The 12,183-nt window shown below is 50.6% G+C and carries 13 protein-coding genes; 7 read left to right on the plus strand and 6 right to left on the minus strand.

The window, feature by feature from the left end; translation table 11 throughout:
- The first annotated feature begins 75 nt into the window (after positions 1-75).
- The gene (locus HZA73_01070) at positions 76-951 is read left to right on the plus strand and encodes a hypothetical protein (protein MBI5804616.1); all 876 of its coding nucleotides are present in this window, start codon (positions 76-78) and stop codon (positions 949-951) included.
- Here the strand turns inward: HZA73_01070 and HZA73_01075 are convergent.
- The 4 genes from HZA73_01075 to HZA73_01090 form a co-directional block, all read right to left on the minus strand.
- The gene (locus HZA73_01075; GenBank protein MBI5804617.1) at positions 928-1,800 is read right to left on the minus strand and encodes a nucleotidyl transferase AbiEii/AbiGii toxin family protein; all 873 of its coding nucleotides are present in this window, start codon (positions 1,798-1,800) and stop codon (positions 928-930) included. The two genes, HZA73_01070 and HZA73_01075, sit on opposite strands and share 24 nt — an antisense overlap.
- Positions 1,800-2,681 (minus strand): ParB/RepB/Spo0J family partition protein, encoded by an 882-nt coding sequence (locus HZA73_01080; protein ID MBI5804618.1) that lies wholly within the window; start codon positions 2,679-2,681, stop codon positions 1,800-1,802. The genes HZA73_01075 and HZA73_01080 overlap by 1 nt, the downstream gene beginning before the upstream one ends.
- A gap of 134 nt (positions 2,682-2,815) precedes the next feature.
- A complete protein-coding gene (locus HZA73_01085; protein ID MBI5804619.1) occupies positions 2,816-3,634 on the minus strand; it encodes a polyphosphate kinase 2 family protein in 819 nt (272 codons plus the stop codon).
- Positions 3,635-3,683: 49 nt separating this feature from the next.
- Positions 3,684-4,463 carry a ParA family protein gene (locus tag HZA73_01090; GenBank protein ID MBI5804620.1) on the minus strand — a complete coding sequence of 260 codons (780 nt, stop codon included), beginning with the start codon at positions 4,461-4,463 and terminating at the stop codon, positions 3,684-3,686.
- A gap of 190 nt (positions 4,464-4,653) precedes the next feature.
- Between HZA73_01090 and HZA73_01095 the strand changes: the two genes are divergently transcribed.
- Positions 4,654-5,256, plus strand: coding sequence for a PorT family protein (locus tag HZA73_01095; GenBank protein MBI5804621.1), 603 nt, complete (start codon positions 4,654-4,656; stop codon positions 5,254-5,256).
- 66 nt (positions 5,257-5,322) lie between these two features.
- Here the strand turns inward: HZA73_01095 and HZA73_01100 are convergent, their stop codons facing one another.
- Positions 5,323-6,021 (minus strand): HAD family hydrolase, encoded by a 699-nt coding sequence (locus tag HZA73_01100; protein ID MBI5804622.1) that lies wholly within the window; start codon positions 6,019-6,021, stop codon positions 5,323-5,325.
- A 2-nt stretch (positions 6,022-6,023) separates the two neighbouring features.
- On the minus strand, positions 6,024-6,665 hold the full coding sequence (rsmG, locus tag HZA73_01105) for a 16S rRNA (guanine(527)-N(7))-methyltransferase RsmG (GenBank protein MBI5804623.1): 642 nt from the start codon (positions 6,663-6,665) through the stop codon (positions 6,024-6,026).
- Between the two features lie 561 nt (positions 6,666-7,226).
- Here rsmG and dnaA point away from each other — a divergent pair.
- From dnaA to HZA73_01130, 5 genes are all read left to right on the plus strand, one after another.
- Positions 7,227-8,564 carry a chromosomal replication initiator protein DnaA gene (gene dnaA, locus HZA73_01110; GenBank protein MBI5804624.1) on the plus strand — a complete coding sequence of 446 codons (1,338 nt, stop codon included), beginning with the start codon at positions 7,227-7,229 and terminating at the stop codon, positions 8,562-8,564.
- 248 nt (positions 8,565-8,812) lie between these two features.
- Positions 8,813-9,922 (plus strand): DNA polymerase III subunit beta, encoded by a 1,110-nt coding sequence (gene dnaN, locus HZA73_01115; GenBank protein ID MBI5804625.1) that lies wholly within the window; start codon positions 8,813-8,815, stop codon positions 9,920-9,922.
- Positions 9,923-9,997: 75 nt separating this feature from the next.
- On the plus strand, positions 9,998-10,306 hold the full coding sequence (locus HZA73_01120; GenBank protein ID MBI5804626.1) for a Dabb family protein: 309 nt from the start codon (positions 9,998-10,000) through the stop codon (positions 10,304-10,306).
- 71 nt (positions 10,307-10,377) lie between these two features.
- Positions 10,378-11,232 (plus strand): DMT family transporter, encoded by an 855-nt coding sequence (locus tag HZA73_01125; protein MBI5804627.1) that lies wholly within the window; start codon positions 10,378-10,380, stop codon positions 11,230-11,232.
- A gap of 70 nt (positions 11,233-11,302) precedes the next feature.
- Complete coding sequence (locus tag HZA73_01130; GenBank protein MBI5804628.1) at positions 11,303-12,178, plus strand: DMT family transporter; 876 nt, start codon at positions 11,303-11,305, stop codon at positions 12,176-12,178.
- The last annotated feature ends 5 nt before the right edge of the window (positions 12,179-12,183 follow it).

Here is a 12,183-nt window from a genome sequence, read left to right on the forward strand (position 1 = left end):
CCTTTTTAAGAAATACTCTTTATTGAAAGGAGATGACTATACAGTATATATACTGTATAGTCATCTGATATAAACATGCGAAAAAAACAGCTAACAAAACTCATCATCGAAGCCTCGAATACTTTTAAACAATACGGTAAGTACGTTTTAACTTTCACGGAAATAAAAAAAATTATTGACGACAACAATGAACGGTGGGGCATTCCTACCAGTAAAAGTTACCGTTCTGTGATTAACGATTTAGTAGAACACACTCCACTTAAAAAATGGGAATTCAGTTTTCCGGCCCAAAAAGAAATTAAATATACATATGGAGAGGTTTCTGATTTAGAGCTGCTCTCTCTATTGAAAAAAAACAGTTTTTTTTGCTATTACACCGCAATGTATCTGCATAATTTAACGGAACAACGCCCAACCACATATTACATCAATGTTGAACAAACGCCTAAGTTTTCTAGTAGTGATAATATTCTTATGCAGGATAGAATTGATATGGCATTTAAGAACAAACCCCGTTCAACAAACAACATTGCAGAGTATAAGAACTATAAAATATATATGATAAGCGGTAAAGCTTCACACAAGCTGGGCGTTATTGATTATAAAAACGATAACATACAAGTTAAGGTAACAGATCTCGAAAGAACATTACTTGATGCCACAGTAAGGCCAGAATATTCGGGTGGTGTTTTTGAGGTTATGAAAGCATATAAAAATGCCGTGGGTAAAATATCCATAAAAAAATTATATGATTATCTAAAAAAAATGGATTACATTTATCCCTATCATCAATGTATCGGTTTTTATCTTGAAAAAACAAATCTGGTGAACCAACAAGATTTAAACATCTTCCACAAGAAAGGAATTAAATACAATTTTTACCTAGCACATGGCTTTAAAAAATTAGACTATTCTGATAGATGGAAGTTATATTATCCTAAAGGTTTTTAACTTAACAATAAAGCTTAAAACATAGTCAAAGTAAAAATTAAAATCCTTTACTTCTTCTTTGTGATATACCGTGTCCTTTAAAGAATCATAGCCTATTCGATGCATTTCACGGTATTTATGTATTTTTGATAGTAGCGTAAGTGGTACTTTCTTGGCCTTAAATATATTCCTAATTAACTTTGTATGCGTTAGCGGGTTCCATGAAATATTAATGTTTTCCAATATGGAAAAGATGTCAAAGAAATCCCGCGCCCGCTGTTCTTTGTGACTTTTCCCAAAAATCTTGTTGTATTCATCCGTTTGTTGACAAATTGCTCTCAGTTTCTCGAACAGGATCATCTCGGGACTATATGTAAAAATAACGTACCCTTGCAGATCTCGCTTTATCTTTGTTTCACAATACTCATACTTGCTTATATCTATTGAAAATATCTTGTTGTGCTTTGTTGTTAAACTTAGTGCATGCTTTCTTGTTGTATTAATATCTTGTTTGCTGTATTTTTCATTTTGAATTACCTTATATTCTATACGATATCCACCCCAGAAAGGCGGTATTCCTGGCATAATTTTCTGTGGACGCTCCCTGAATGAATAATCAAATAATGTGAAGCCTTCAACACTATAGCCCTCTTTGAGGGCTCTTTTTATTAACACCTTTATCTTTTGGAGACTATAACTGTCTAATGATGTGGAGATCGATAAATCAATATCTAAAGAAGACCTTGATGTAACTTTATATACTAGGTTTAAAGCATTGCCACCCTTTAGAACAAATATGTCTCTTAGGGTATCGTCAGAAAAAATTGAAGATACTGCTATCCTTTTAATATTTTCGACAGTATCTGTCATTATACCTTTATCTTCAGCCTCTCCATTATCCTTTCAAAATCCTCGGCCGAGTAATACTCAATCTCTATCTTCCCCTGGGCTTTGCCCTTGGGCACTAATCGGACCTTGGTCCCCAGCGCCCGTTGCATCTCGTTCTGGATGTTGGACAGGTGCTGGTCCAGGTTTTTGTTCTTGGCGGGAACCGGCCCGGGCGTCTGCTTTCCTGCCTCGCCCCTGGCCTTGGCCTCGGTCTCCCGCACCGAAAGCCCCTTGGCGATTATCTCCCTGGCCAGGGCCGACTGTCTGGCCGCCCCGACCGCCGTCAATATGGCCCGGGCATGGCCGGCGGAAAGCTTTTCTTCCTCCAGCAATTTTTGGACCTCGGCCGGCAGGGTCAAAAGCCTTAAGCTGTTGGCCACGGTGGAACGCTCCTTGCCCACCTTTTTAGCCAGGGCCTCCTGGGTCAGGGTGAATTCCTTCTGCAGCCGTTCGTAGCCCTTGGCCTCGTCCACGGGATTCAGGTTCTCGCGCTGGATATTCTCTATCAGCGCCAGCTCCAAGGCCTCCTGGTCGGTGGCCTGGCGGATGATGGCCGGGATTTCAGGTAATCCCAGCTTTTGCACCGCCCTAAAGCGGCGCTCGCCGGCGATCAGCTCGTAGCCGGTCCCGCTCCGCCGGACTATCACCGGCTCGATCACGCCCTTCTCCCGGATGGACTCGGCCAGCTCCGCCAGCGATTCGTCCTTGATGCTGCGGCGGGGCTGAAAGCGGTTGGGCTTGATGTCGCCGACCTTGAGGAACCGCTCCAGGCCTTCGGGATGGCTGGCCGGTAATATTTTTGTTGTTTTGGCCGGGATCAGGGCCGAAAGCCCCTTGCCCAGCCCGCGTTTGGGTGCAGACATGCGGTCTCCGTTGTTTAAATTTCTTACAGGACGCAGATCCCCGCAGATTCCGCCGAGAATATCCCAATTAAATCCATAAAATCAGCGTTAATCCGCGTCCGGTCACCTCGTCAGGTATGGTTATTATCCGTGTTCTATTTTACCACTATCTTCTTGGGATCAAAGTCCGGCTTGGGGAACTTCATGTTCAGCCCTTCCAGCGATTCCACGATGATCTGGGAGATGGCCAGGTTGCGGAACCATTTTTTGTCGGCCGGGATCACGAACCAGGGGGCCTGCTTGGTGCTGCAGTTGGAGAGGGCCGCCTCGTAAGCCTTCTGGTAATCGTTCCACTTGGCCCGTTCCTTAAGGTCCTCGGGGTTCATCTTCCAGTTCTTGGTGGGATCCTGCAGCCTGGCCTCCAGCCGCTCCTTCTGCTCCTGCTTGCTGATGTGCAAAAAGAATTTCAGCACCACATAATTGTTGCCGGCCAGCATTTTTTCAAAATCGTTGATCTGGCCGTAGCGTTCCGACCAGACCTCCTTGGGAACCAGATTGTGGACCCTCACTATCAGCACGTCCTCGTAGTGCGAGCGGTTGAAGATGCCGATGTCCCCCTTGGGCGGCACGTTGTGGTGGATGCGCCACAGGTAGTCGTGGTCCAGCTCCACCGAGTTGGGGGCCTTGTAGGAGACTATCTTGCAGCCCTGGGGGTTCACCCCCCGCATCACCTGGCGCACGGTGCCGTCCTTGCCGCAGGCGTCCATACCCTGCAGCACTATCAGCAGGCCGTATTTGTTCTGGGCGTACAACAGATATTGAAGCTCGGCCATCCGTTTCTGGTTCTTCTCCAATAGCTTTACGGCCTGTTCCTTGTCCTTGAACCCCAAAGTATCGCCGGGCTTGATCTTTTCCAGGTTCACTTTTTTACCGGGCTTGATCAAAAGTTTGGACGAAAGTTTTTTCGGGTCCATTACGCCCTCCGTTTTGGTTGGGACATGGCATGCCATGTCTTTGCTTGATTTATCTATGTTCCTTTGTTTTTTCGGCTTTCACTATCTCCCGGGCCAGGCTCAAGTATCCCTGCGCCCCCTGGGAGTTGACGTCGTAAAGGATGATCGGTTTGCCGTGGGACGGGGCCTCGGCCAGCCGCACACTGCGGTTGATCACGGCCTTGTAGACCTTCTCCGGAAAGTGCTTGTGCAGTTCGTCGGCCACCTGCTGGGCCAGATTCAGCCGGCTGTCGAACATGGTCAGAAGGATCCCCTCCAGTTCCAGCGCCGGGTTGAGTCCCTCTTTCACCAGGTCAAAGGTGTTCATCAGCTGGCCCAGCCCCTCCAGCGCGTAGTACTCGGCTTGGAGCGGGATCAGCACGCTGTGGGCCGCCGTCAGCGCGTTGATGGTCAGCAGGCCCAGGCTGGGCGGGCAGTCAATTACTATGTACTGAAACTTTTCGGCCGCCGCTTCCACCAAAGGCTTAAGCAGGAACTCCCGGCCCTGGCGCTCCACCATCTCTACCTCGGCCCCGGCCAGGTCTATCTGAGAGGGGGCCAGCATAAGTTTGGGCAAAGCGGTCGGCAGGATGATCCCGGCCAGCGGGATCTCCTCCATCAGCGCGTCGTAGATGCCCCGCTCCACCTGTGATTTGTCCTGGCCCAGCCCGCTGGTGGCGTTGGCCTGGGGATCCAGGTCCACCAGCAGGGTGGTCTTCTCCAGCACCGCCAGGCTGGCGGCCAGATTGATGGCGGTGGTGGTCTTTCCCACCCCGCCCTTTTGGTTGGCTACGGCTATTATTTTTGTCATTTATTGGTGATCATATCCGGGTTTATAAGGTCATTGATGCAAGCTTTTTATTATACCATAATATTTATAAAATCTGCAAAAAATATCTTTTTTATTTTGAGCTAAAATTATTAGATTACTGTTGACATTTAATGCTCAACCTATTATTATATTGGTTATCAACCTCAATAACAACAACTGGAGTACAGTTATGAAAAAATTATTTGTCTTGCTGCTTTTGTTGGGCCTGGGTTCCTTGGCTTTGGCCCAGGGATTGTCTTTTGGCATCAAGGGCGGGATGAACGTGGCCAACATGTCCGGCGACAGCCTGAGCGGCACCGAGGGCCTGGCCGGGGTGGCGGTGGGCGCATACGCCAGCATCGGCCTGCTGCCCAATATCGCGGTCCAGCCGGAGATCCTGTTCTCGCAAAAAGGCTGTAAGGAGACCGGCGAGATCCTGGGTACCGCATACGAAGCCACCAGCCGTATAAATTACCTTGAGATCCCGGTGCTGGCCAAGATCTCGTTTGGCGCCATTGTCAAACCCTATGTTCTGGCCGGACCCTATTTCTCCACCATGATGGGAGCCACCGGTGAAGCCACCCTCGGAGGAATTTCGGCTTCTGTGGATATTTCCGACCTGTTCAAGAGCTCCGACATGGGGTTGACCTTCGGGGCCGGTGTCCAGACACCGATCAAGCTTTCCGTCGAAGCCCGCTATTCAATGGGATTGGGTTCCATAGATAACATCGCACCGGACGAAAATGTTAAAAATTCGAACATCTCTCTTTTGATAGGGTTCTCTCTTTTCTAAGAGGTTTGGCACAACCCAAAAAGCCCCTGGTCTTTTCTGACCAGGGGCTTTTACTTTTACTGCGGTTCATACGTCCAATATTACCCGGACAACTTCTTGGTAATCGCTGAAGTCCCAGAAGGCCTGGTCGGCCCCGTGCCCCAGGAGCTTGGCAGCGGAACTGCGCCCGGTTCCCACTCCGACTGTCTTAACGCCCAAATGACGGCCGCAGTTGATGTCGTGCTCTGTGTCACCAACGATCACAATCTGCTTGCCGGTGAATTTCTGCCCCGAAATCTCAAAGGCCCTCTGCACAGCTATATCCGCCAGTTCCTTCCGGACGGCCGAGTCGTCGGCAAAGGCTCCGAACGAAAAATACTTCCACAGGCCCAAGGACTCCAGTTTGGCCCTCGCGCCCGGTCTTATGTTCCCGGTCAGCAGCCCCTGCAACACTGGTTGTTTGCTCAGCTCCTCCAACAGTTCCCGCACCCCGGGGTAGATCTTTTTGTCCGACGCCTTGGGTAGTTCAGTCTGCAGGGCCGAGGAATAAAGGTTCAGCGCCCTTTCCACCATGTCGCTGTTGTGTTCCACCCCGGCCTCGGCCATCAGCTCCCGGACGATCATGGAGTCGGTCTTGCCGTCGAAGATCCAGCCGTCTATCGGCCCGGCGGTACCGAAGACCTCCAGCAGGGCCTGCTTGAAAACCCTTCGGGGAGTGGCCCCGCAGTGCACCAGAGTTCCGTCGATGTCAAAGAGGACCAGATGGGTGTATTTGTTGCTGGCCACGGCTATTGTTTTTCCAGCACAATTATTTGCCGGGCTTTCCCGTCAATGACATATTCTTTGATGGTTTCTATCCGCATATAGTTTTTTGCCAGCTCCTTTTCGGCCTCCTTTATTTCCTGCTCCGCCTTCTGCGCCTTGAATGCCAGCAAAACCCCTCCGGGCCGCAGGAAAGGAAACGAACTCTTGACCAGCTCCTTCAGTTCGGCCACCGCCCGGCACAGCACCACATCGTATTTGCTCAGCCGTTCCTTCTCCTTGACCAGCTCTTGGGAATGCTGGGGAACCACCGTTACGTTCTGCAAATCCAGCTCCCGGGACGCCAGGTCCAAAAATTTTGCTTTCTTCTGGGTGGCCTCCACGCAGGTCAGGTTGATGCCGGGCCGGCAGATCTTCAGCGGAAAACCGGGAAAACCGCCGCCGGAGCCCAGGTCCATGACGGTCATCGGAACCGGGCTGTATATGGCGGCCTCATCCAGCAGCGGCAGGGCCGCCAGCGAGTCAGCGATGTGGCCGGCCACAGTTTTTTCGGCGTTCTGCCGGGAGATCAGATTTATTTTCTGGTTCCAGTCCAAAACAAACCGGGCGTATTGTTCCAACTGTTGGATCTGGCCGGGAGTTATTTCCCCGTTTTTACTTCCGGACAATTCTTTTGCGCTCAACCTGAAGCTTTGGTTTGACATTTTTTACGGAATAAAATTTATTTGGTGGGTTCTTTTATCAAACTTTAACCTAAAAGCAGATTTATTTCAAGATAAATTTCATTTATTGAAAAATTTCTTCTTTTTATTTTTTATTTTTCGTAAAACGCTATTGACTTTTTTTCGGCAACCTGATATATTTACATCCTGGCTCAGTAAAGAGCACCGTTATATGTTTTTTAATATGAAATCACGGGGCAGGCAATCCGTGGTTTCTTTTTCTTTTTTATGGCCCTTTCTGTGGAAAACCTTGTTGATAACTTTGCTCTTCAATGACACTCTATAACCCCTTGTTAATAGATATTTTATACACCCTTACTGCATTGTTGATAATCCTTTTGTAAATATCGTTTCTTTTTTGTAACAGTATGTGTGTCAATATATTACTGTTGTTTACAACCTGTTGATAACTGTGTTAATAATCCCCAAGCCTTGATTTTCCGCACTTTATAAACACCACCCTTTAACTACCCTTAAATATCAGCCTTTTAGCGCTGTGGATATCTTATGAGCCAACAAGCACAAGCACTTTGGGCACAGGCCCAGGAAAAAATCAAAGAACGGATAGGCTCCGGCAGCTATGACACCTGGCTAAGGCCTGTCAAAGCGGCTTCCATGGGGGATACGTCTATAACCCTCCGGGTTCCCAACCAGTTTTTCATACAATGGCTGGAACAACATTACCTGCCATTCATAAAAGAAGCCATCAAAGAAACAGCCCTAAGGGAACTGGATGTGATCTTTTCAGCGCCCACCGAGCAACCCAAGCCTTCTTTGTCAGAAAAACAGTTTCCCCCTCCACTGCCCATCGCCATTGACGGCGACAGCCAGCTGAGGGAACGCTATACATTTGATAAATTTGTGATCGGGAAAAGCAACGAGTTTGCCCACGCCGCGGCCAGGGCCGTGGCCGAAGCGCCTGGCAAGGTCTATAACCCCTTTTTCATATACGGAGGTGTGGGATTGGGAAAGACCCATCTGACCCATGCCATCGGCAATTACGTCCGGGCCAAAAAACCCAAGGCCAAGATCTTTTACACCCCGGCCGAAAATTTCATGAACGAGATGGTGGCCGCCATCCAGAACCGCAAGATCCTTGACTTCAAAAACCACTACCGCAATCTTGACGTCCTGCTGATAGACGATATCCAGTTCCTTTCGGAAAAGACCGGGATGCAGGAGGAGATATTCCACACCTTCAACACTCTTTATGACTCACGCAAACAGATAGTGCTGACCTCGGACCGACCGCCCAAGGACATCTCCCAGCTGGAGGAGCGTCTAGTCTCCCGCTTTCAAAGCGGTTTGGTGGCCGACATCCAATCCCCCGACCTGGAGACCAGGATCGCCATCTTAAAGAAGAAGGCCGAGATCGATGAGCTGAAAGTACCAGATGAGGTCATCTTTTTCATGGCCGAGGCGGTCAAGTCCAACATCCGGGAACTGGAGGGATCTTTGGTCCGGGTCACCGCCTTTGCCTCGGTGGCTGACCGGGAACTGACCCTGGAGCTGGCCCAGGAGGCCCTTAAACACATCATCTCCCAAAAGACCAAAAGCATCTCCATCGATTCCATCCTGAGGACGGTGGCCAACCATTTTTCCGTCAGCGACGAGGCTTTGCGCTCCAGCAAGCGCACCAAGGAACTGGTGCTCCCCCGCCACATAGCCATGTACCTTTCCCGAACCCTGACCACTTCTTCACTGAACGACATCGGCAAGCGTTTCGGGGGCAAAGACCATTCCACCGTTCATCACGCCATAGACAAAATGAATAAAGATATCTTAAAAGACCAGGATATGGCCCGGCAGGTGGAGTTGATAACCAAGACTATAAAGGGTGAATAACCCGGGGATAAGTTTTTTTGTTTTTTTTCTTTGTGGATCACTGTGGATAAAACCCTCTGTTATCAACATGTTTTCCAGTCTTACCAAAACATCAATTTACCGCTGACAGACACTGGCTTCAACATTATTTTGACTTATCCCAAGATTTACCAACTTTACTATTGACTTTTACTGTTAATTAGATATATCATAATAAACTAATCATCTCATCTAAAGAAACATTCTCATTCACAGAGAGATATCTTAAAATGAAAATTTCCATCTCCCAGGACAAGATCCTTTCAAGCCTTCAAAGCATAATCGGAGTGGTTCCCACCAAAAGCACATTTCCGGTACTGGCCAACGTGCTTTTAGAGGCCACCAAGGACAAGATAAAGTTCTCCGCCACTGACCTGGAAGTGGCCATCGTCACCGAGACCGAGGCCAAGATCACCAACCCCGGAGCCATCACCATTCCGGCCCGCCAGTTCTTCGAGATCATCAAACAGCTACCCTCCCTGCCGCTGGATATCGAGGTCAACGAGAACAAGATAGCCATCAAGTGCGACAAGAGCCGCTTTAACCTGATCGGGATACCCAAGGACGAATTTCCCAAGATCCCCGAAATCAAAAAAGACAAGCAGATCAAGCTGCCAGCCTCACTGCTGCAGAGCGCCATCAAAAAGACCCTTTTCGCCGCGGCCAACGACAGTTCCCGCCCGGCCCTGTGCGGAGTGCTGTTCCAGGTCAACGGAGACAAGCTGCGGGTGGTGACCACCGACGGCCGGCGCCTGGCCCTGATGGAAAGCCTGATATCGCCAGTCTCACAGAAAAGCGAACTGCTGATCCCGCCCAAGGGGCTGAACCTGGTCAACAAGATGATCGGTTCCAGCGAACAGGAGATAATCCTGAAGTTCGACGATAACTATTCCCAGTTCATCCTGGGCAGCACCCAGCTGTTCGCCCGGCACATCGAAGGAGTTTATCCCGAATACGACAAGTTCATACCCTGGAGCAACGATAAGATCGTCACCGTCAACACTGAGATATTTGCGGCCGGGGTGCGCCGGGTATCGGTGTTTTCCGACACTTTCACCAGCATGATCAAACTGAACATTAAGGCCGATTCCCTGGACCTTTCCAGCCGCACCGCCGACATCGGGGAGGCCTTTGAAAGCCTGGCGGCCAAATACGGCGGGGAGGAAATGGAGATCGGCTACAACGCCAACTATCTGCTGGACATCATCAAGAATGTTGAGTCCGACGAGCTGAATATTTATCTCAGCGCACCGCTGGCGGCGGCCATCGTCCGGCCCAGCCAGGAAAAGGACGACAACAAACTGGTCTATCTGATCATGCCCATCCGCCTGCCGGAATAAAGAACCGCAGGCAGAATAAAAGGATGTAGCAAAAAATGTTACGTCCTTTTTTATTTTCACCAGCAAAGGAGAACCATGATAAAGCATATTGTCCTTTGGAGTTTTAGGCCACAGGCCGAGGGCCGCAGCAAGCAGGAGAACATAGAGCTGGCCCGGGAAAAACTGCTGGGGCTCAAAAAGAGCATCCCAGAAGTGAGGTCCCTGGAGATCGGCATAAACATCAATACCGGCCAGGATGCTTTTGACCTGGCCCTCTATTCCGTGTTCGAGAACGAGAAAGACCTGGACACCTACCAAAAACATCCCGAGCATTTGAAAGCCGTGGACTTTCTGCGGAAGGTCAGGGACCGGCGGGTGGTGGCGGATTATCCGGTCGAAACATAGAAAAACATCAAAGCCAGGAAAGACCGCCGGGGGTTAACACCGCGGCGGTTTTATGTTATAATGTAAGACCTATGACCAACCGACACCTTAAAGCCGACCTCTGGCTGCTGCTGGCCACTTTTTTCTGGGGCGTCACCTTTGTGGCGGTCAAGGATGCCATGCTCCACGCCACCCCCCTTGTCTTCATGGGGGTGCGCTTTGCCCTGGCCGGGGTAATTCTGCTGCCGTTCTGTTACCGTGGATTGAAAACCCTGCCCTTTAAGGGATGGCGGGACGGGATCATCCTGGGGTCTTTCCTGTTCGGGGGGTTCGCGCTTCAGACAGCGGGACTGGTGCACACCACAGCCACCCGTTCGGCCTTCATTACAGGGCTGTCGGTGATCCTGGTGCCGCCGCTTTCTATCACCATGCTCAAGAAAAAAGTGGGGCCGTGGATCTGGACCGGGGTGGCCCTGGCCGCGGTGGGCCTGTATTTCCTGTCCCGGCCGGCCTCCGGGGGCTTCAATCGGGGAGACCTTCTGACAGCCCTGTGCGCGGCTTGTTTTGCGGTGGAGATAATACTGGTCCAGACCTACACCCAAAAACACGGGGCCATGAACATGGTAATGGTCCAGATAATCACCACCGTCTTCCTGAGCCTGCTGTTCATGTGGCGGCTGGAAAGACCGGCCATCCATTTTGTCCCCTCGCTTTGGCTGGACCTGCTGTTGACCAGCGGCCTGGCCACGGCCGGGTCCCTGGTGATCCAGTCACATTACCAAAAACAGACCTCCGCCGCCCGGGTCGCCGTCATCTACACGCTGGAACCGTTATTTGCGGCCGTCTTCGCCTTTCTGATCTTTGGGGAAAAGATGCCCTGGCTGGGGTGGCTGGGGGCCAGTCTGATAATGGTGGGAATGCTGTCCTCGGAATTTGGGAAAGAATAAGAAGCTTTCTTCGGATACTTTATAAGGAAAACAGGAATGCAGGAATCAAAAGGATAATGAAAAACAGTAGATGAAAAAAATCATATTCATAACACTGCTGGCCCTGGTGGTGGTCTTCTGGGGCAACGCCTTTGTGGCAATCAAATACCTGCTGGAGGTGGAGGGCCTGGACCCCATGCAGCTGACGGTTCTCCGGTACCTGCCGGCGGCCCTGCTGTTGCTGGTTCTGATGTTTGCGATCTACAAACCGCAGAAGATATTTTCGGTATGGCGCCAGGAATGGCTGGGAATTTCCCTTTACGGCATCACCGGGGTTTTGGGTTACAACCTGGCCCTGAATTACGGGGAGAGCCGGATCGCGGCCGGAACCGCCAGCCTGATAGTGGGCCTCTCCCCCATTTTTACTTTAATAGCCTCCAACCTGGCGCTTAAGGAAAAGATCACCGCCAGAAAACTGGGCGGCATCATCGCGGCCTTCATCGGGCTGTTCATCGTGGTCCGCTGGGGGGCCGGGGAGGCCATCAACTTCAACTATCTTCTGGGCGTGCTGATCACCTTCGGGGCCCCGCTTTCCTGGGCACTCTACACCATAGTGGGAAAGCCCATGGTCCACCGCCACGACCCCAACCTGATCACCATGTCGGCCATCGTCTGGGGCAGCCTGCCGCTGATGTTCTTTCTGCCGCCGGTAAGAACCATGGCGGCAATAACAACCAAAGGCTGGGGAGCCTTGATATTCCTGAGCCTGGTCTGCACCATCTTCGGCTTCCTGGTATGGTCCTGGGCCTTAAAGAAGACCGAGGCCGCCCGGCTGGGGGCTTTGGTCTATCTGATCCCGCTGGTGACCATAATCTCCGGGCTGGTGTTCATCCGGGAAGCCCCCACGGTTGGTTTGATAGCCGGGGGCATTATCCTGATAGCCGGTGTGGTGGCGGCTGAAACATAGTTCTC

It is taken from the genome of candidate division TA06 bacterium (assembly GCA_016235665.1).
Classification (GTDB): Bacteria; Edwardsbacteria; AC1; order AC1; family EtOH8; genus UBA5202.

Bases quoted from the DNA above. Each gene is read 5' to 3' on its own strand.
- HZA73_01070 (MBI5804616.1), top strand. From the start codon at position 76: ATGCGAAAAAAACAGCTAACAAAACTCATCATCGAAGCCTCGAATACT.
- HZA73_01075 (MBI5804617.1), bottom strand. From the start codon at position 1,800: ATGACAGATACTGTCGAAAATATTAAAAGGATAGCAGTATCTTCAATT.
- HZA73_01080 (MBI5804618.1), bottom strand. From the start codon at position 2,681: ATGTCTGCACCCAAACGCGGGCTGGGCAAGGGGCTTTCGGCCCTGATC.
- HZA73_01085 (MBI5804619.1), bottom strand. From the start codon at position 3,634: ATGGACCCGAAAAAACTTTCGTCCAAACTTTTGATCAAGCCCGGTAAA.
- HZA73_01090 (MBI5804620.1), bottom strand. From the start codon at position 4,463: ATGACAAAAATAATAGCCGTAGCCAACCAAAAGGGCGGGGTGGGAAAG.
- HZA73_01095 (MBI5804621.1), top strand. From the start codon at position 4,654: ATGAAAAAATTATTTGTCTTGCTGCTTTTGTTGGGCCTGGGTTCCTTG.
- dnaA (MBI5804624.1), top strand. From the start codon at position 7,227: ATGAGCCAACAAGCACAAGCACTTTGGGCACAGGCCCAGGAAAAAATC.
- dnaN (MBI5804625.1), top strand. From the start codon at position 8,813: ATGAAAATTTCCATCTCCCAGGACAAGATCCTTTCAAGCCTTCAAAGC.
- HZA73_01120 (MBI5804626.1), top strand. From the start codon at position 9,998: ATGATAAAGCATATTGTCCTTTGGAGTTTTAGGCCACAGGCCGAGGGC.
- HZA73_01125 (MBI5804627.1), top strand. From the start codon at position 10,378: ATGACCAACCGACACCTTAAAGCCGACCTCTGGCTGCTGCTGGCCACT.
- HZA73_01130 (MBI5804628.1), top strand. From the start codon at position 11,303: ATGAAAAAAATCATATTCATAACACTGCTGGCCCTGGTGGTGGTCTTC.